Origin of the sequence: Cohnella lupini (assembly GCF_003386205.1) — a bacterium.
Lineage (GTDB): Bacteria > Bacillota > Bacilli > Paenibacillales > Paenibacillaceae > Cohnella > Cohnella lupini.
This window is the reverse complement of the sequence record NZ_QRDY01000006.1, coordinates 257,742-276,452: the sequence shown is the minus strand read 5'-3', so window position 1 is coordinate 276,452 and position 18,711 is coordinate 257,742. Positions and strand designations below refer to the sequence as shown.

General features: G+C 51.6%; 22 protein-coding genes. All 22 read left to right on the top strand.

The features are described from left to right. Nucleotides 1–103: 103 nt before the first annotated feature. The 22 genes from DFP95_RS13650 (at nt 104) to DFP95_RS13545 (ending at nt 18,622) form a co-directional block, all read left to right on the top strand. A complete protein-coding gene (locus DFP95_RS13650; RefSeq protein WP_115993181.1) occupies nt 104–748 on the top strand; it encodes a flagellar brake protein in 645 nt (214 codons plus the stop codon). A gap of 50 nt (nt 749–798) precedes the next feature. After that, the gene (locus DFP95_RS13645; protein WP_115993180.1) at nt 799–1,002 is read left to right on the top strand and encodes a hypothetical protein; all 204 of its coding nucleotides are present in this window, start codon (nt 799–801) and stop codon (nt 1,000–1,002) included. Between the two features lie 130 nt (nt 1,003–1,132). Next, on the top strand, nt 1,133–1,837 hold the full coding sequence (gene cmk, locus DFP95_RS13640; RefSeq protein ID WP_115993179.1) for a (d)CMP kinase: 705 nt from the start codon (nt 1,133–1,135) through the stop codon (nt 1,835–1,837). A gap of 3 nt (nt 1,838–1,840) precedes the next feature. Then, nucleotides 1,841–2,428, top strand: a complete 588-nt coding sequence (locus DFP95_RS13635; RefSeq protein WP_115993178.1) for a lysophospholipid acyltransferase family protein — start codon at nt 1,841–1,843, stop codon at nt 2,426–2,428. A gap of 135 nt (nt 2,429–2,563) precedes the next feature. Beyond that, complete coding sequence (rpsA, locus tag DFP95_RS13630) at nt 2,564–3,805, top strand: 30S ribosomal protein S1 (RefSeq protein ID WP_115993177.1); 1,242 nt, start codon at nt 2,564–2,566, stop codon at nt 3,803–3,805. A gap of 176 nt (nt 3,806–3,981) precedes the next feature. Next, nucleotides 3,982–4,611 (top strand): hypothetical protein, encoded by a 630-nt coding sequence (locus tag DFP95_RS13625; RefSeq protein WP_115993176.1) that lies wholly within the window; start codon nt 3,982–3,984, stop codon nt 4,609–4,611. Next, nucleotides 4,611–5,528, top strand: coding sequence for a YIEGIA family protein (locus DFP95_RS13620; RefSeq protein ID WP_115993218.1), 918 nt, complete (start codon nt 4,611–4,613; stop codon nt 5,526–5,528). Before DFP95_RS13625 ends, DFP95_RS13620 begins: the two co-directional genes overlap by 1 nt. Next, on the top strand, nt 5,521–5,700 hold the full coding sequence (locus DFP95_RS13615) for a capping complex subunit for YIEGIA (protein WP_245987640.1): 180 nt from the start codon (nt 5,521–5,523) through the stop codon (nt 5,698–5,700). Before DFP95_RS13620 ends, DFP95_RS13615 begins: the two co-directional genes overlap by 8 nt. A 150-nt stretch (nt 5,701–5,850) precedes the next feature. After that, nucleotides 5,851–7,173: a ribosome biogenesis GTPase Der gene (gene der, locus DFP95_RS13610; RefSeq protein WP_115993175.1), complete on the top strand. Its 1,323-nt coding sequence runs from the start codon at nt 5,851–5,853 to the stop codon at nt 7,171–7,173. A gap of 11 nt (nt 7,174–7,184) precedes the next feature. Next, a complete protein-coding gene (gene plsY / locus DFP95_RS13605; RefSeq protein WP_115993174.1) occupies nt 7,185–7,802 on the top strand; it encodes a glycerol-3-phosphate 1-O-acyltransferase PlsY in 618 nt (205 codons plus the stop codon). Further along, complete coding sequence (locus tag DFP95_RS13600; protein ID WP_115993173.1) at nt 7,792–8,841, top strand: NAD(P)H-dependent glycerol-3-phosphate dehydrogenase; 1,050 nt, start codon at nt 7,792–7,794, stop codon at nt 8,839–8,841. The genes plsY and DFP95_RS13600 overlap by 11 nt, the downstream gene beginning before the upstream one ends. An 83-nt stretch (nt 8,842–8,924) precedes the next feature. Then, complete coding sequence (locus DFP95_RS13595; protein ID WP_115993172.1) at nt 8,925–9,197, top strand: stage VI sporulation protein F; 273 nt, start codon at nt 8,925–8,927, stop codon at nt 9,195–9,197. A 142-nt stretch (nt 9,198–9,339) separates the two neighbouring features. After that, on the top strand, nt 9,340–9,555 hold the full coding sequence (locus DFP95_RS13590) for a DUF2768 family protein (RefSeq protein ID WP_245987639.1): 216 nt from the start codon (nt 9,340–9,342) through the stop codon (nt 9,553–9,555). A 23-nt stretch (nt 9,556–9,578) separates the two neighbouring features. Then, nucleotides 9,579–9,872, top strand: a complete 294-nt coding sequence (locus DFP95_RS13585; RefSeq protein ID WP_115993171.1) for a 2Fe-2S iron-sulfur cluster-binding protein — start codon at nt 9,579–9,581, stop codon at nt 9,870–9,872. A 22-nt stretch (nt 9,873–9,894) separates the two neighbouring features. Beyond that, nucleotides 9,895–10,509 carry a nucleotidyltransferase domain-containing protein gene (locus DFP95_RS13580; RefSeq protein WP_115993170.1) on the top strand — a complete coding sequence of 205 codons (615 nt, stop codon included), beginning with the start codon at nt 9,895–9,897 and terminating at the stop codon, nt 10,507–10,509. After that, nucleotides 10,506–10,865 carry a 2Fe-2S iron-sulfur cluster-binding protein gene (locus tag DFP95_RS13575; RefSeq protein ID WP_115993169.1) on the top strand — a complete coding sequence of 120 codons (360 nt, stop codon included), beginning with the start codon at nt 10,506–10,508 and terminating at the stop codon, nt 10,863–10,865. Before DFP95_RS13580 ends, DFP95_RS13575 begins: the two co-directional genes overlap by 4 nt. A 22-nt stretch (nt 10,866–10,887) precedes the next feature. Then, complete coding sequence (locus DFP95_RS13570; protein WP_115993168.1) at nt 10,888–11,619, top strand: hypothetical protein; 732 nt, start codon at nt 10,888–10,890, stop codon at nt 11,617–11,619. A gap of 275 nt (nt 11,620–11,894) precedes the next feature. Beyond that, nucleotides 11,895–13,373: a stage IV sporulation protein A gene (gene spoIVA, locus DFP95_RS13565; protein ID WP_115993167.1), complete on the top strand. Its 1,479-nt coding sequence runs from the start codon at nt 11,895–11,897 to the stop codon at nt 13,371–13,373. 310 nt (nt 13,374–13,683) lie between these two features. After that, nucleotides 13,684–14,835: a sugar ABC transporter substrate-binding protein gene (locus tag DFP95_RS13560; protein WP_115993166.1), complete on the top strand. Its 1,152-nt coding sequence runs from the start codon at nt 13,684–13,686 to the stop codon at nt 14,833–14,835. 108 nt (nt 14,836–14,943) lie between these two features. Beyond that, a complete protein-coding gene (locus tag DFP95_RS13555; RefSeq protein ID WP_245987638.1) occupies nt 14,944–16,467 on the top strand; it encodes a sugar ABC transporter ATP-binding protein in 1,524 nt (507 codons plus the stop codon). Further along, nucleotides 16,464–17,450 carry an ABC transporter permease gene (locus tag DFP95_RS13550; protein ID WP_115993165.1) on the top strand — a complete coding sequence of 329 codons (987 nt, stop codon included), beginning with the start codon at nt 16,464–16,466 and terminating at the stop codon, nt 17,448–17,450. The genes DFP95_RS13555 and DFP95_RS13550 overlap by 4 nt, the downstream gene beginning before the upstream one ends. Before the next feature lie 110 nt (nt 17,451–17,560). Then, nucleotides 17,561–18,622, top strand: a complete 1,062-nt coding sequence (locus DFP95_RS13545) for a BMP family protein (RefSeq protein WP_115993164.1) — start codon at nt 17,561–17,563, stop codon at nt 18,620–18,622. Nucleotides 18,623–18,711 lie beyond the last annotated feature (89 nt).

Below are 18,711 nucleotides of genomic sequence, written 5' to 3'. Positions count from 1 at the left end.
CGTTAACCCGCAAGTAAGGGGGGAGACGCGGCCGATTGCCATTCCCCAAACTTCTGGCCCCATGCTATAATGAAGCATACGAGACCGTTGCGGAGGGGTACTATTGCAGCCGAAAATCAATCAGACGATGTACATACAAACGGATACGGATTCCGAGCCGCTGACTTTGCGTTCCCGAATCGCGGACGTGGACAACCAGAGCATTTATATCGAGATTCCCCTAGACGAGAAAAGCCGCAAGTTATATCGCTCCCAAATGGGCGAGAAGTTTCAATTGTACTTTTTCACGGACGATGGAGTTAAACACTTATTCTCCAGCTCGGTGACCGGATTCCGCAAGGATACCGTGCCGCTGGTCGCCATTCGCAAGCCGGAGTCCGAAGAAATCACGAAGGACCAGCGTCGCAGCTTTCTCCGGGTCGAAGCAAATTTGGAAGTGGCCGTAAGGATCGGGGACAAATTGCGCTTCGTGGCCGTGACGGAAGACGTCGGAGGCGGAGGGGTGTCCTTCACCTGCGAGAGAAAATGGCCGATCGTTCCGAATGGCATTCTCACATGTTGGCTATTATTAATCTATAAAGGCGGAAGCATAGCGCATGCGCGATTCGAGGGGGAGGTCGTTCGGGTCCTTCCCGTCGAGCCCGATAGAAACCTGATCATGATGCGCTTCCAGGATATCGTGGATTCCGACCAACAGAAAATCATTCGGTTTTGCTTCGAGCGGCAGTTGGACAAGCGCAAGGATTAATGCGTTAAGCCCGACAGCTTAGCCGTATCGGCATGGAGGTTAATGATACCGTGAAAGAGAGTAGACGCGACCCTTATCGTACCGATTTCGCGACTTGGTCGGGCAGAATGGAGCGGTACATCGTAAGGGGGATTATATTGCTGGCGACGCTATTGATTTTATCGCAGCTTTTGTTACAGTCGCCCGCGGTAAGACGCTTGCTGACGACTACCGACGATTCGGAAGGCGTTCCGTTTCACTACGTCGCGCACTGACCCGTTTCGGTGCTTTTTTTGCATACATAAGTGCTGTGTGGTATAATTTTGTCATTCATCGCAGGCTTAGCCTGCCTTATTTTTTCTAGTGACATCTTGTCGTGGCGTGTAGGAGGCTTGTCGTACTTTCATGAGCGCAATTCAATCTAATCGCATTAATATCGCTATCGACGGGCCGGCCGGAGCGGGTAAAAGCACGGTAGCCCGAATGGTCGCAAGAGCTCTTCAATATGTTTACGTCGATACGGGCGCCATGTACAGGGCGGTCACGCTCAAGGTTCTCGAATCCGGATTGTCGACGGATGATAACGCAAGCGTCGGTCGGTTAGCTAACGAGCTTGATATCGTTTTGTTGCCCGGAGCCCACTCTCAAGAAGTTCACGTTAATGGGGTAGATGTCAGCTCCCGGCTGAGATCGTTGGAGATCAATCGTAACGTTTCATACGTTGCCCGATTGGAAAGCGTCCGCAATCGAATGGCTGAACTTCAACGGAGAATGGCACAGGTGAAAGGCGTCGTCATGGATGGCCGCGATATCGGGACGCACGTGTTGCCGAATGCCGAATTGAAAGTATTCCTGACCGCTTCTTCCAGGGAAAGGGCCACGCGCAGATACCGGGAAATAGGATCGGACGCGGATATTACTTTAGAGCAACTCGAGAAAGAGATTTCAGAGCGCGACCGGTTGGATCAAGAACGGGAAATAGCGCCCCTCCTTCAAGCTTCGGATGCTCGCCTAATCGATTCTACCGGTCGAACGGTGGACGAAGTGGTGGAAGAAATCGTACAATGGGGACTTGCGATAGCGAGAACCATTTCGGCGGAGGAGAAGTAGACTATGTTATACCGTTTTTGCAGGTTCATCCTTCGCAGCGCTTTTTTGCTTCTTTACCGATTGGAAGCAAGGGGGATTCGGAATATCCCGCTCGAGGGACCCGTCATCCTCTGCAGCAATCACAAAAGCTTACAAGATCCCATCACTTTAGGGGTATGGGTGCCCCGCAAAGTTCATTATATGGCTAAAGAAGAATTGTTCCGCATTCCGTTATTCGGCTCTTTGATCAGAGCCGTCGGCGCGTTTCCGGTCAAACGCGGAGGCGTGAGCAAGGAAGCGATTCGAACGGCGATTACGCTGCTGCAAGGCGGCAACGTGATGGGGATTTTTCCGGAAGGCACCCGCAACGAAGCGGTCGGGACGGGTAAACGAGGCGCCGTTACGATGGCGGTTCGTTCCAAAGCGGTCGTCGTTCCCGTGGCGCTTGTCGGACAGTATCGTCCGTTTCGCAAGATGCTCGCGGTGTATGGCGCACCTATCGATCTTGGACCATTCGTGGAGCAAGGCACGACCGAAGGCATGGAAGAAGCGACCGAGCTTATTATGTCGCGAATCCGCGAAATGGTAAAAACAGGTCAACCGGCATCGTAATCGATGCATGTTTCTGACGAGAAACCCTCATACTAAAGGTATTATTTGGTTCTCATCATTTCGGGTAAAAGAGATTTAAGCGCCGCTAGAAGCGGGTTTAAATAAAGTTGGGGTAGAACTGAGGAGGTAATTTTCATGTCTGAAGAAATCAACGTCCAGGAAACGGCTGCAGCCGAACCGGTAACTGAAACGGAAACGGTCAGCCAGGATGCACTGGAAAATCTCGTAACCTTGAAGAAAGGGGACACCGTGAAAGGTACGGTAGTCAAAATCGAGGATAACCAAGCGTACGTTAGCCTTGGATATAAATACGACGGTGTTATTCCGCTGCGCGAACTTTCCTCCGTTAATTTGGAGAATGCCGCCGAAGCCGTGCAAATAGGCCAGGAGGTCGAAGCGAAGATCGTAAGCATCAACGATGCCAAGGAATCGCTGGTCCTTTCCAAACGCCAAATCGACAGCCCGCGCGCATGGGATGAACTGCAAGCTAAGTTCGATAACGGCGAAGCGTTCGAAGTATCGATTACCGACGTCGTAAAAGGCGGTCTGGTAGCCGACGTTGGCGTGCGCGGATTCATTCCGGCATCCATGGTCGAGCGTCATTTCGTTGAAGATTTCAGCTCTTACAAAGGACGTACGTTAAAGGTTAAAGTAAAGGAAATCGACCGCGAGAACAATAAGGTCATTCTTTCCGCCAAAGACGTACTGGACGCCGAATACGAGAACCAAAAGCAACAAATCATGGGTACTTTGCAGCCTGGCCAAGTGTTGGAAGGCAAGATTCAACGCTTGACTCCATTTGGCGCATTCGTCGATATCGGCGGCATCGACGGACTCGTTCATGTATCAGAGATGGCTTGGCAGCACGTTGCCCATCCTGCTGACGTCGTAGCTGAAGGACAAAGCGTTAAGGTGAAGGTATTGAAAATCGATCCTTCCCTCGGCAAAATTTCCTTAAGCATCAAAGCGGCTCAACCAGGTCCATGGGATTCGGCTACTGGACAATTCAACATCGGCGATATCGTAACAGGCGTCGTGAAACGTCTCGTAAGCTTCGGAGCTTTCGTTGAAATCGCTCCTGGAGTAGAGGGTCTCGTTCACATCTCCCAAATCGCTCACCGTCACGTGGCGACGCCATTCGAGGTGCTGAAGGAAGGGCAAGAAGTTCAAGCCAAAGTGCTTGATTTCAACCCTGCGGAGAAACGCATTTCCCTTTCCATCAAGGAAACGGAAGAAGCGCCTGCACGTCCTGAACGCGAGCAACGCGAACCGCGCGCTCCGCGCGAACGCAGAGAAGAAACGAATCTTCCGCCAGCTGAAAGCATGAGCTTCAACCTGGGCGAGAAATTCGGCGACAAGCTTAGCAAATTCAAATAATGTTTAACGAACCCGCCGCATAGGCGGGTTTTTTTCATGTAAAGCGACTCATCTGAGTCGCTTTTTTTTTCAATTTATTCCTTTTGGTAGCTACTTTTGCAGGGTCGGCGAAGTCGGTTTTTTAATTGCGTTTTTCCAAACTTTTCTGTGCATACTACCGTATAGGAGGTGGGTAAATGCCACCGGTGTTTGGCGCCGTTTTTTTATGGCTATCGGCTACGATTCTTTGGTGGAGCGGCTGGAGAGAAGAGGCGACGGAGGATATCCCTCATTGGGCGGTAGGCGTCTTTCTATCCGGTTGGCCGTTGGCGCTATTGGTAAACGTTCGACTTACGCCTTCGTTCTCGATTAACGGCGCTTGGATTTGGATGTTGCTCGGTATTACGATCATGGCATGGCGAATTCCTTCCGTTCGAAGATGGACTTCGGTGTCCGGTGGGATATTGGTTGGGTCGGCTTACATATTGATCTATCGGTTGGCATATTACCCGTCCGGATTCAGCCATTTTTTGGCGCCATGGGGAGCGGCGATGCTTGTCGGCTGGCTGTCGGCGTTGCTGCTGCGCAACGTCTCGGAGCAAGTGCTTGCCGTTTCGTGCGGCTTGTATTTCAGCGCGCTCTTAACGGCTCTAACGCACGGCTCGACCGAACCGGACGCCCTTGTGCGCGCTTCGGAGTGGATGCAAGGCTGGTGGATAGCAGTGCTGTTCGCCAGGTTATGGTCCGTCACCGTAAGAAACGTATCGGATCAAACAAAGCGATGGTCGTTCAAGTTAGGCGGTAAAAGAGGAGGACAGCGTTCATGATGTTGGATTGGCTGCAATCGCATAAAGATTTGACGGGCGTCGTCATGGGAACCGCGTTCGGCATGATCGCGAGAATATTCATGCTAAGAAGCGACTATAGACAATATCCAGCCTATCCTCACGGCAAAATCATTCACCTTGCGTTAGGGCTAATAGCGGGGGCATTGGGGGCAGTCGCGGTTCCTGCCCTGTATAACAAGGATTATACGGCGATCACTTTCCTTGCACTGGCGGCGCAGCAATTCCGCGAGGTTCGAAATATGGAGAGGAGCACGTTAACCGCTATCGATAATCTTGAGCTTGTTCCCCGTGGAGCGGCATATATAGAGGGGATTGCCGTCGTATTCGAGGGGCGCAATTATTTGGCGATATTCACGGCGTTCCTGTCCAGCTTGTGCGTGATGCTGGTCGGCTGGTGGGCGGGATTGATTGCCGGCGGCGTATCGTTGTTCCTTGCGCACCAATTCATGCGCGGGAAGAAAATAACCCATATCGCGGATGTTGAGATGGTTCCTCTTAAGCTGGACGGACCGAATCTATTCGTGGGAGACATTTACCTAATGAACGTTGGCTTAGACGAGAACAGAGAGATTATCAGGGAACAAGGCTTAGGTTTCATTCTCACTCCAAAGAACGATGATGCTAAGGTTACGATTGCCAACATGGGACAAAGGCAAGCGATTCTACACGACATTTCTACCCGCTTGGGCGTATATAGGGACGACGGCGAACCTGCCTTGTTGCCGGTCGGGAAATTAGGCTTGAGAACGGGGAAGCTAGGACTTCTTGTTCTGCCTCGCGAGAAGGACGTTGATAAGGCTTACGCCGCCGTTTGTAACGTGCCGCTTCTCGAAGCGGCGGTTAGAATGCCGACGGAGGCGAACCGCAAGAGCACGGAGGCGAAGCATAGTGGCTAATATCGTTGGCGTAGTAACGACGAAGCAGGGGAGCGTAGCAGGAGGGGCGCCGATTTTCTACGTAGAGGACCGCGAACAGTTGCAAACCTTTGCCCACCTCCTCGAGAAAGTACTGGATTGCGCCGCTCACGAAGTGAATAAAGATCTGTTTATTATCGTAAATCGACATTGAAATAAATGAATTAACGGGATGTTACTACCGGAATGGTAATAACCGTTAGCCATTCCGTACGATTTTTGTTATGATAAAAGTTGTGGGTGTTTTTTATCTAGCCGTCACAAAGCGCGGCGAACCTGCTGGACATGTTGAGGAGTGGAAAATATGGCACGACCCGTAATCGCTATCGTCGGAAGACCGAATGTGGGCAAATCCACGATATTTAACCGGATAATCGGAGACCGGCTCGCTATCGTCGAAGATAAGCCGGGAATTACCCGCGACCGTATCTACGGTACGGGCGAATGGATTGGACGTTCTTTTAGCGTAATAGACACCGGAGGAATCGAACTCGAAGGGGAAGACAGCTTGCTCAGGTCCGTTCGAATGCAAGCGGAGCTAGCCATCGAAGAGGCCGACGTGATCATATTTATGGTGGACGCGAAAGCAGGCGTCACGAACGCGGACGAAGAAGTTGCCCAAATGCTGTTTAGATCCCAAAAGCCTATCGTGCTCGGGGTAAACAAAGTAGATAATTTGGGACGCATGGATGACATCTACGAATTCTATTCTCTTGGATTCGGAGAACCCGTTCCTATGTCCGGAGCTCACGGGCAAGGCGTTGGGGATCTGCTTGACGCCGCGGTGAACAAATTGCCGACTAAGGAAGAACAAGAATATAACGACGATATTATCAAGGTAGCTCTCATCGGGCGACCGAACGTAGGCAAATCTTCGCTTGTAAACGCCATTCTAGGCGAGGAAAGAGTCATCGTCAGCGATATCGCGGGAACGACGCGCGATGCGATCGATACCCCTTTCGAGAAGGATGGTCAGAAGTACGTCCTGATCGACACGGCGGGAATGCGCAAACGCGGCAAAGTCTATGAAACGACCGAGAAATACAGCGTGATGAGAGCAATGCAAGCGATAGAGCGCGCGGATGTCGTTCTTGTCGTCATTAACGGCCAAGAAGGCATTATCGAACAGGACAAGCATATCGCGGGATATGCGCACGAGAACGGCAAAGCCGCGATTTTCGTCGTCAATAAATGGGATGTCGTAGAGAAGCACGACAAAACGATGCAGCATTTCACGAACACGATTCGCGATCACTTCCTGTTCATGACTTACGCGCCGGTCGTCTTCTTGTCTGCGCTAACGAAGCATCGATTGTCTAAGCTGTTCCCGGTCGTTGACCGCGTGGCGGAACAGCATGCCTTACGCGTTCCTACGAACGTGTTGAACGACATTATTTCGGATGCTGTGGCGATTAATCCGCCTCCGACCGATAAGGGTCGCAGGCTGAGGATTAACTACGTGACGCAGGTTGCCGTTAAACCTCCGACGTTGCTTATTTTCGTTAACGACCCCGAATTGATGCATTTTTCTTATGAACGATATCTGGAGAACAAAATTCGCGCAGCCTTTGAGTTCGAAGGTACTCCGCTCAGATTGTTCACCCGTAAGAAATCAGATCAGGAATAGGAGAGACCGGCGTGTTGAACTCGATTATCTCGATCGTCGTCAGTTATTTATTGGGATCTATTTCCTTTAGTATTTTATTTGCCCGTTGGCTTCGCAAAATTGACATACGGGATCACGGAAGCGGCAATGCGGGAGCGACCAATACGCTGCGGGTACTGGGGAAAGGCCCGGCTATCGCGGTATTCCTTCTGGATATCGCAAAGGGCTCCGTTGCCGTTCTAATCGGATTGTGGCTTAGGGACGGTGGTCATTGGGTGCCAGTAGTATGCGGACTTGCTGCTATCGCCGGACATAATTGGCCGGTATTTTTCCGGTTCAAAGGCGGGAAAGGCATTGCGACTACCGTTGGAGCGTTAGTGATTTGGGCATTTTTCCCAACGTTGATCGCGGGAGTCATTGCTATCCTCGTTATTGTTTTCACCCGCTACGTATCGCTCGGATCCATGATATTCGCCGTCTTGCTACCGATTCTATTCTATTTGTTCGATCTAGAAGCAGCATACGTATGGGGGGCTATAGCTGTCGCCATATTGGCTATCGCGCGTCATCGCAAAAATATAGTTAAGCTCGTAAACGGGACGGAGAACAAGCTGGGAAGTAGCAAGAAGGGTGAGCCGCATGGCGTATAAGAAGATAGCCGTTATCGTTGCCGGCAGTTGGGGGACCGCGTTGTCTCGCGTACTGGCTGACAACGGCCATCAGGTAAAGCTCTGGACGCGTAACCCGGTTCAAGCGGACGAGATCAACAACGAAAGGCGCAACGGGAAGTTCCTTCCGGGAGCCGTGCTTCCGAAAGGCATTACGGCGACAACGGATATCTCGGATGCCGTCAAAGACGCGGAGGCTGTCCTGTTCGTCGCTCCTTCTTCCGCGATGAGGGAAGTCGCCCGTCAGGCATCCTCTTACATACGCAAAGATGCATTGATCATTCATGCGACCAAAGGTTTCGAAAGCGATACCCTCAAAAGGATGTCGACCGTGCTTGCCGAAGAGCTTGCGCGCCCCGAAGACGAGGTCGTCGTGTTATCCGGGCCGAGCCATGCGGAGGAAGTCGTCGACCGTCATCCCACGACGATCGTCGTGGCTTCTAAGGAAATCGGGTGCGCCGAGACCGCTCAAGATCTGTTCATGAACGATGCTTATTTCCGGGTGTACACGAATCCCGATCTTATCGGCGTCGAAACGGCGGGTGCGATCAAGAATATCATCGCGCTTGGAGCCGGGTTGTCCGATGGATTGGGTTTTGGCGACAATGCGAAGGCCGCGCTCATCACGCGAGGACTCGCGGAAATTGCCAGATTAGGCGCGGCAATGGGTGCGAATCCGCTAACATTCGCCGGACTGGCAGGCGTCGGTGATTTGATCGTTACTTGCACGAGCCAGCATAGCCGGAATTGGAGAGCGGGCTCGATGCTTGCGCAGGGACTTCCGTTAACCGATGTGCTCGAGCGCATGGGCATGGTCGTCGAAGGAGTCAGAACTACGAAATCGGCTCACGTGCTGGCAGCACGGCATAACGTCGAAATGCCGATTACCGATCAGCTCTATGCCGTGTTATTCGAGGGACTCTCGCCGGATAAGGCAGTCGGGGCTTTAATGGGACGCGTCAGAACGCATGAAATCGAAGAAATCGCTTCTGCTTCACGCAATAAGTGGCTTAAGGGATAAGACCGAATCCAATTTTCAGCCCACACGCTTCGGACATTTTCCTCATAGGATGATGCAGTGTTAGCACCCGGAGGAGGCGAAGTATGGATAAGTTCCCGAAAGATCTGCTTGGCGCCGTTAACAAAAAAGCGGGAAAAAACATTTCCGAGAATTCAATTAAAAAAATAGCAAGCAATGTAACTCCGAGCACCATGCAAAGCGAAGCGCAAATCCGTCAACTGATCAAACAGGTATCGACGATGGCTAACGTTCCCGTATCTGACGATACGGTGAAGGAAATCGTAAACGCGGTTAAGAAGAGCGGCATGAACCTGAATAGCTTGGAATCTCTCGTGAAAATGATGATCAAGAAATAAAAAGAAAGCTGTCCGAGAGGACAGCTTTCGTAGTTTTAAACTCGATTCGACGGCTGAGAGCGACATGACTTCTTGGTCATTGTCGGAAACAATGGTATAATATTATGCATTTGAGTCTGTCGACGGGACGGGGGATACGGAGATGTATGCGATGTTACAGCTTTACGCGGCGGCCAAGCTTGACCCGATGAGCAAGATGTGGGTATCATTTATCGGAATTATATTAATGATCATAGCCGCGGTTATCATTACATATGCACGCAACAAGACGAAGGGCTGGCTTCGCGTCGTTCTTACTTTAGTTGCCTTGATCATGTTGATATATGGCTTGATATGCGGACTATTAGCCATCGTTTAATGTAGGATGCGGAGGATACGGACTTGATTACTTTAACCGGACGAACCATCACGAAATCCGTCGAAGCGCAGCTTGGCCAGAGCCTACTGACCCTGGCGCAGAACGCTTCCGTCGATTGGCAATTCAACTGCTCCCGCGGGACGTGCGCGAGGTGCAGATGCCTCGTTACGGAAGGCGCGGAGCTACTGGATGAAGCTAGCGACGCCGAATGGGACCGCTTAGGCCCGGATGAACTGAAAGCGGGCTATCGATTAGCATGCCAAGCGGTCGTCATATCGGTCGGGAATATAACGGCTGCGAATAAGACTTATTTCTGAATAAAGATTGGAAGTGACCCGTATGCGAAGCGATTTGCCGATATCCGCCCTTACGCGATTGGCGGCTACGTTGGAAAGCGGCGAGGGGAATTGGGTAGTCGGAGGCAGCACGGGGTTAGTTTTGCGAGGAGCGCTCCTGGATCGGGCACCTCGCGATATCGACATTTATGTCGACGCGAAGTTCGTTCCGGTCATTCATGGACTTCTGAGTCCTTTTGCGTTAGATAAACCTGCGGATAGCCGTACCGAGCGGTATCATTCCACGCTGTCCCATTACGAATTGGACGGAATAGTCATCGAGTTGGTCGGCCAGTTTCGCGTTTCGGCATTACGGTCGTCGTATTTGACGGAGGTGAGCAGTTTTCTGTTCCCTTGCGGCGACAAGTACGAGGTCGAAGGCCGACGAATTCCTGTCGTGCCGCTTGGACACGAACTGTTATTCAACCTGCTTAGAGAACGTCGAGATCGGGTGGAGGCGGTCGGGCGGCTGATTGCCGCTGATCCGGCCAAGCATTTGCCGATATTGCGGGCATTAATCAAAAGAAACCGATTGGCCGAAACCTTTCTAACCGAGGTATCGAAGATAGCAGCTTTTAGTCTTTCAAAGTCGGAGACCGGACGGATGGAGCCCACATGAACAAGCAACATTCCGTTACCTTCTTGCCCGATAACCGCACCGTATCGGTTAGGTCGGGCACGACGTTATTGGAAGCTTCCCGCCGCGCGGGCGTGAGCATACGAACTCGATGCGGCGGCGTGGCCGGTTGCCTGATGTGCAAGGTCCACGTCGCCGACGATCAATCAAGCCGATTGCAATCGCCGACTCAGGCAGAAACTTATAAATTAGGCTCTCTGTTGACGGACGGGGTGAGATTATCCTGTCAGGCGCGCGTCGTGGCGGATGTCTCCGTCTCCGTGCCGGAGGATCCTCTAAAGGCGGCCATTCGCAAAAAATTGGCAGAGCAGCAAGAAGAGGACGATTGGTTTAATTGAGGATTATCCAGGAGGACGAATCATGATTTATCGTACGATTTCCAAAGCGATCGCTCTGGGAACGCTTGGTCTGATGCTCTTCACGTTGACCGGCTGTCTCTATCCGGACGATCAAACCCCCGGAGGGCAGGCATCCGCGAGAGAAGCGGTACTTACCGTGCAGGACTCGGTCGATCGTTACCAGAAACAAACCGACCTTCTTCCGATACAGAACGCGAACGAGTCCGTTCCGCAATACGAGAAGTACAAAGTCGATTTCGGGAAGCTCAAACGAATGGGCTACATCTCCCAGGTTCCCGCCGCCGCTTTCGAGAGCGGCGGTTCCTATCAATTCCTCGTGATCGACGAAGAAACGAAGCCGTTGGTCAAGCTACTGGACCTGGTCGTTTATCAGAAGGTAAACGATGTTCAGAAGAAGGTCGACGATTATCGAACCGCACATGGGAATGTCAATCCGTTCGCCGAAGAAATCTATCCAGGCTTCTCCGCGGTCGATTTCGACAAATTAGGGATGGACTCGCCGGAAATCCAAAGCGTGTTTTCCCGTCAGTTCTTGACTTTAATGACGGATCGGCAAGGCCGGGTATTCGTCGACTACGGAATCGATATCGCAACGGCGCTCAAGAAGGCGGAGGTTCAGCCTAAGCCGAGCGATGATTTGAGAAGAGTATTGATCGAAGCCTCCTATTACGTGCCGGCCCGTTCTCCGGTTTACCGTCTGGTAAACGGGGAGCCGCAAGCCGTAGCCTCTTAAACGAAAAGCCGTATTCCCGACTATTAGGGGATTCGGCTTTTCTTTATTGAAAAAGTTTAGAGAGAGAAGACATACGTGTCTCTCTTTTTTCATATGATCATGGGGGAAACAACAGGAGCGCCGGCGGGCGTAAGTCGGCAGGGCAAACATTTTGTGCGGGCAGCGTCATAATCGGGGCTTTTGCACATACAATGTTACCAGTCCAAGTTCGTGTACGAGTTCCGCCCTGATGGCGGGTCACGAAAGTTTCGCGATTACGATGGGAGGGAATCTCAGTGGAAAAAGTGGACATTTTCAAAGATATTGCCGAACGCACCGGCGGTGATATCTACCTCGGGGTCGTGGGTGCCGTCCGCACGGGCAAATCGACCTTTATCAAACGGTTTATGGAAACCGTTGTTTTACCTAATATTGCGCTCGAAGCGGATCGGGTACGAGCAATAGACGAGTTGCCTCAAAGCGCGGCCGGTCGGACGATCATGACGACGGAGCCGAAGTTCGTACCGAATAACGCGGTACAACTTAAAGTGGCTGAAGGGCTGGAAGTCAACGTACGGTTGGTGGATTGCGTCGGTTATACCGTCGAAGGAGCAAAGGGCTTCGAAGACGAGGGCGGACCGCGCATGATAACAACGCCTTGGTTCGAGGATCCGATTCCGTTCCAGGAAGCGGCCGAGATCGGCACGCGCAAGGTCATCCAAGAACACTCCACGCTAGGCGTCGTCGTTACGACGGATGGCACGATATCGGAAATTCCGCGCAGTGCCTACATCGATGCGGAGGAGCGGGTCGTTAACGAGTTAAAGGAAGTAGGCAAGCCTTTCGTGTTACTCGTAAACTCCGCGCGGCCGAAGAGCGAAGAAGCGCAAGCGCTTCGCACCGAACTAGCCGCTAAATACGATATCCCGGTTATGGCGGTCAGTGCCGCTACGATGGGAGAAGAGGAAGTCATCGGCGTCTTGCGAGAGGTGCTGTACGAGTTCCCCGTACATGAGGTGAACGTAAATCTCCCAAGCTGGGTCATGGTCCTTAGCGAAGGACATTGGCTGCGCACGAGCTACGAGAATTCCGTTCGCGAAACCGTGAAGGACATTCGCCGCTTGCGCGACGTGGAGCGGGTGGTTGCCCAATTCATGGAGTACGATTTCGTTGCCCGCGCCGGACTTAGCGGCATGAATATGGGCCAAGGCGTAGCGGAAATCGACCTTTACGCACCGGATGAGCTCTACGATAAGATACTTATGGAAGTGGTCGGAACCGAAATTCGCGGCAAAGATCATCTGCTGCAGCTTATGCAGGAGTTCTCCCATGCGAAGAGGGAGTACGATCGGTTCGCTGAAGCGCTCGAGATGGTCAAGACGACCGGCTACGGAATCGCCGCTCCGTCTCTCGCGGAGATGGTGCTCGACGAACCCGAGCTCATCCGCCAAGGCTCGCGCTTCGGCGTCAGACTAAAAGCGACGGCTCCTTCGATTCATATGATTCGCGTGGACGTCGAATCCGAGTTCGCGCCGATTATCGGGACGGAGAAGCAGAGCGAAGAGCTCGTTCGTTATCTGATGCAGGATTTCGAGAAGGATCCGATCAAGATCTGGGAGTCGGACATCTTCGGACGGTCGCTCCACTCCATCGTCAGGGAAGGCATCCAAGGCAAGATAGCTATGATGCCGGACAATGCGCGGTATAAGCTGCAAGAAACGTTGGGCCGAATCATCAACGAAGGTTCAGGCGGATTGATAGCGATTATCTTGTAAACGAGTAAGAGAGGCACGAAGCGTTTCCTGGGGAAGATGTATCTCCCCGGAAACGCTTCGTGTTTTTTGTGTCAGATAAACACCATCTAAGGAAATATAAGCAATTACGATGTTTCTAATCTAGGAATATAGCCTTTTTTCTGTTGTCAGAGACTAGTAAATGACCTAGAATAATGGATGGTTCAGTCGTTTTTAGTGGCGAAACAAGCTAAGGGGTAATTAATTACATAAAACCGATTGACATACTAGGGATATGTGATTATAGTAAATTTTATCATAGAATGATACATGATTTGGGAGGCAGAGAGAGATGACGCAAAGAAAGTTCAAAGGGGCATGGCTCGCGCTTGCATTGGTGCTCGTATTGGTGCTGGCCGCGTGCGGCAATAAAGAAAAGAATAACGCCGGTAGTTCGGCACCTGCTTTGGAATCCCCGTCTGCTTCGGCAACGTCTTCCGCTTCGGCAGAGCCTTCGGAGAGCGCGTCCGCGTCCGACGCTTTGAAAGGCAAGAAAATCGCGCTCGTCATGCGGTTTAACACGGGAACCTTCTCCGCGCAGTACGTTGACGGAGTCAAAAAGCAAGTAGCGAAATTCGGGGGCGAAGTTACGGTATTGTCTTCCGAGAACGATCTCGCTAAATTATCCGCAAACCTGGATTCTGCCGTTAACCAAAAATTCGACGGAATCTTGATCGATCACGGCGATGCCGCGGCGCTCACCAACGGGTTGAACAAAGCAAAAGAAGCAGGCATTCCGATCGTAGCGTTCGACTCCGGTCTGAACGATTTCGAAGGAATTACGAACTTAGCCCAGAACGATCAACTGCTTGCCGAATTCACTTTGGAGAAGTTGGCCGAAGAAGCGGGCGGCAAAGGTAATATCGTTAAGGTATGGGTAGCCGGTTTCCCGCCGATGGAAAGCCGTCAAATCGCCTATAAGGCTTTTACCGAGAAATATCCGGACATCAAGGAAATCTCGCAATTCGGAGATGCCAGCAATCCACAACTGGACAGTCAGACTAGAATGGAAGCCGTATTGAAGCAATATCCGAATAAAGGCGATATTACGGCGGTGTGGGCGGCATGGGATGAATTCGCTAAAGGCGCGTCCAATGCGATTAAACAAGCCGGCCGCGACGAAATCAAAGTGTACGGCATCGATCTTAGCGACGAGGATTTGAAAATGATCCAAGATCCGACTAGTCCTTGGGTAGCGTCGGCAGCAGTAGATCCTACGTCTATCGGTACCGTTCAAGTGAGATATTTGTATCAGAAGTTCCACGGCGATACGACGGATCCCGTCGTTCAACTCGAGCCGGTATTCGTTCATCGCGACGCGTTGCCGAAAGATAAAGTCATTACGACGGCCGATCTTTCCCAGTACGTGGATGGATGGGGAAGCAGCGACCTGGGTAACACGGAATACTTGAAAGAGCTCGAAACGTCGGTCGGAGCTAAGTAACATAGGTTTAGATCGAAGAAGCTAGGCACGGTGCGGCGCGGATAATAACCGCGCCGTTTCCTGCTGTAAACGCGGAGGATCATTACGGTTGGGAAGGGGTTGATTGCGATGTCGAAGACCAAGCCGGTTTCTGAATTGAACATGAGGAGCATCTCGAAATCTTTCGCTGGCGTTCCAGCCTTGAAGAACGTGGATTTCAACCTTAAGGGAGGCGAGATCCACGCGTTGCTCGGAGCTAACGGGGCAGGCAAGAGCACTTTGATGAAAATTTTGTCCGGCGCTTATGAGACCGATGAGGGCACGATTGAATCTGAAGTTGGTACGTTCGTTTTCCGATCGCCAGCCGATTCGAAGAAAGCCGGCATTCATTGCGTCTATCAAGAGGTCGACACCTCTCTCGTTTCCCATCTCAGCGTTTCGGAAAATATATTCCTCGATCAGCTTGCCAATTCTAAGGGCAACCCTTGGTTAAAATGGGGAAGTCTTCACGATGCGGCTGGCGAAGTGCTCAAACGAATCGGACTAACGATAGCGCCGCAGGCATTAATCAGGGATTTGACTTTATCTGAGAAACAGTTAGTGCTTATCGCTAGATTGCTTGCCGAAGAAGCGAAATTCGTTATTCTCGACGAACCGACCGCACCGTTAAGCTTGGATGAAGCGGACAAGCTGTTCGGCATCATGCGAGGGCTGAAGGACTCGGGCATCGGCGTCATCTTCATCTCTCACCGTCTGCCCGAAGTGTTCCGGATATGCGATCGAATAACGGTCATGAGGGACGGCGAGAGAGTGCTGACCGAGCGTAAGGAAGATATCGATTCCGCCGGGGTCGTCCGCGCGATGCTCGGAAAAAGCTTCGAGGAGGAATTCCCCAAGCTGCCCGCGACTATAGGCGAGCCGATATTATCGGTTCGGGGTCTGGAGGCCGGACGGCGCGTACGGAGCGTCGACCTGGACGTTCGGCGAGGCGAGATCGTAGCGATCGTAGGGCTCGTCGGCGCCGGCAAGACCGAGTTATCCAGAGTTTTGTTCGGAGCCGACGCTATTGAGCGGGGGACCATTTCCGTTGAAGGACGATCGGTTAAGCTCGGAAGCCCCTCAGACGCGGTGCGGGCGGGTATCGCCCTTATTCCGGAGGAGCGGCGCAAGGAAGGCATTCTCGTCAGGGAGTCGGTGTTGCATAATCTTAGCTTGCCTATCTTGAAGGCGATAAGCCGATTCGGTTTCTTGTCGGGCAAATCGGAGCGGGAATTCGCTAACGGCCAGATCTCGGGTCTAGGAATTAAAACCGCATCCGTTTCTCAACTAGCCGCCTTCTTAAGCGGAGGAAATCAACAAAAGGTTGCTATCGGGAAATGGTTAGGTACGGAAGCGGAAGTCTTTCTGTTCGACGAGCCTACCAAAGGAGTGGACGTCGGGGCGAAAAGCGATATTTTCCGAATCATAGGTAAGCTGGCGCAGAAAGGCAAGGGGATATTGTACTTAACGTGCGAGTTTGCCGAGGCGCTCGGGCTGGCCGACCGCATACTCGTCATGTGCGACGGTTTCGTCGTAAAATCATTCAGCCGCGGAGAAGCGACGCAAGAGGATTTATTGTATTACGCCAGCGCGGGCCGGGAGGAATTAGCGTGAAAAAGCATCTGCTGCCGTTTACGTTTAAATACGGGGCGCTTGCGTTCATCGGATTGGTTATTGTTTTCTTCTCCTTTCAAAGCGAGTATTTTTTCACTTACGGCAACTTGACGGATATACTTCGTTCTATCTCCATCGTTACGTTCGTCGCTATCGGAGTCACGATATCTTTGACGGTCGACGGATTCGATTTATCGGTAGGAGCCACTGTTTCACTCTCGACGGTCGTAACGGCGACCTTGATGGTGTGGTACGAGATGCCGCTCGTCGTCGTGCTGGTCGTTCCGATCGTCATTGGAGCGCTCGTCGGAATATTGAACGCTCTATTGATCGTCAAGATTCGGATACCGGATTTGTTGGCGACGCTTGCCGTCATGTACATCGTAAACGGAATCCACAAGACCTACACCAAAGGCTATTCCATTTATAACAATATGCCTTTGCCGGACGGAACGACCGCACCGGGAGTAATGGACAAGAATTTCCTCTGGATCGGACAAGGCAAGTTATTAGGCGTTCCTTTTCCCGTTATTCTCATGCTTCTGGCCGTCATAGCCGCCCACGTCTTTTTCAAATACACGAGGTGGGGACGGCAGATGATCATGACGGGCGGCAACGAGGAGGCTGCCAGGCTGTCCGGTTTGAAGGTGAAACGGGTAAGAACGCTAGCCTATGTCGCCTCGGGTATTTTCGCCTCGATCGGAGGCATCCTATTTGCTTCCCGCATCGGTTCCGGACAGATCGACGCGGGCGCCCCGATGCTGATGGAATCCGTGGCGGCGGTATTCGTCGGTTACTCCGTGTTCGCGGCCGGTCGTCCCAACATTATCGGTACCTTTTTCGGGGCCGTCCTTATGGGGGTGCTAGTCAACGGACTAACGATGATGAACGTTCAATATTATACGACCGACATCATTAAAGGATCGGTATTGGTTCTCGCTCTTGCCGTGACTTTCATTCATTTGAACCGTCGTAAAGCCTAAAACTCATTCGACAAAATAATACAAAATATTTTATGTTTTGACAAAATCCAACCGTTAAACTAGGATATAATAGATAGTCTATAGAATAATAAATTAGGAGAGAATACAAAATGAAAAAACCATTATTGCTCGTTCTTATGTTCGTAGTACTCGGGGGAGTCCTTGCGGCATGCGGATCGAAAAACGAGAACAACGCGCCAAGCAGCTCAAACGCCAGCGAAACCACTCCAGCTAGCGCTTCCGAGTCCGCTTCGCCGGATGCAAAGCCTAAAAAAATAGCTTTGATTACGCCTGAGCCGATCGGCGTCAACCCGTTCTTCCAATTGATGGACGAAGGCTTCAAGAAAGCCGGCGAAGAATTCGGAGTCGAAGTAAAAACGATAGAATCCACCGATCCTGCTTCCATCGAGCAGAATATTCGGACGGCCGCCGCAGGCGATTACGATCTGATCATCACTTCGACCTTTCAAGTCGAAGACGCTTTGAAGAAAATAGCTCCGGAATTTCCGGACAAATCGTTCGCTGTCATCGATACGGTCATTGATTTGCCGAACGTTCGCAGCGTAGCTTTCCGCGAGCATGAAGCTTCTTACTTGCTAGGCGCGGCAGCTGCCCTGATTTCGAAATCCGGTACGGTAGGAAACGTAGTCGCTATGGATATTCCGTTGATGGCTAAGTACACGCACGGATTCGAGCAAGGCGCGAAGTCGGTTAATCCCGACGTTAAAGTATTGGTGAACTACGTAGGCGGATTTACGGATCCTGCCAAAGCGAAAGAGCTTGCGATCCTGCAAAACTCGCAAGGCGCCGATTTTATTGCCGGAATGTCCGCCGTCGGCGACCTAGGCGTCTTCGAAGCAGCGGGAGAGAAGGGCTTCTACACTTCCGGTCAAGATAGCGATAATACGGACGGCAAACAGGTTATTCTAGCGCAACTTAAAGGTACGGATGCCGTCGCCTACGAAACGGTTAAAGATTTCGTCGCGGGCAACTTCACTTACGGAGTGCGCGATTACGGCCTTAAAGAAGGCGGAGTGGGCCTGACTTATGTTAACAAAGAAGGCAAGTCCCCTCTTAGCGAAGCAATCGGACAAGAAAACGTTGACAAGCTGAAGAAGATCAATGATGATATCGTTGCAGGGACTGTAGTAGTCGAACTCCCGGCACAATAATTTAATATTAAATTATATACTGCTTGTTATGACCGGCTGCCCCTAAGCAGCCGGTTTCCTATGCTTTAGGACAACGGATTGGAGGAATC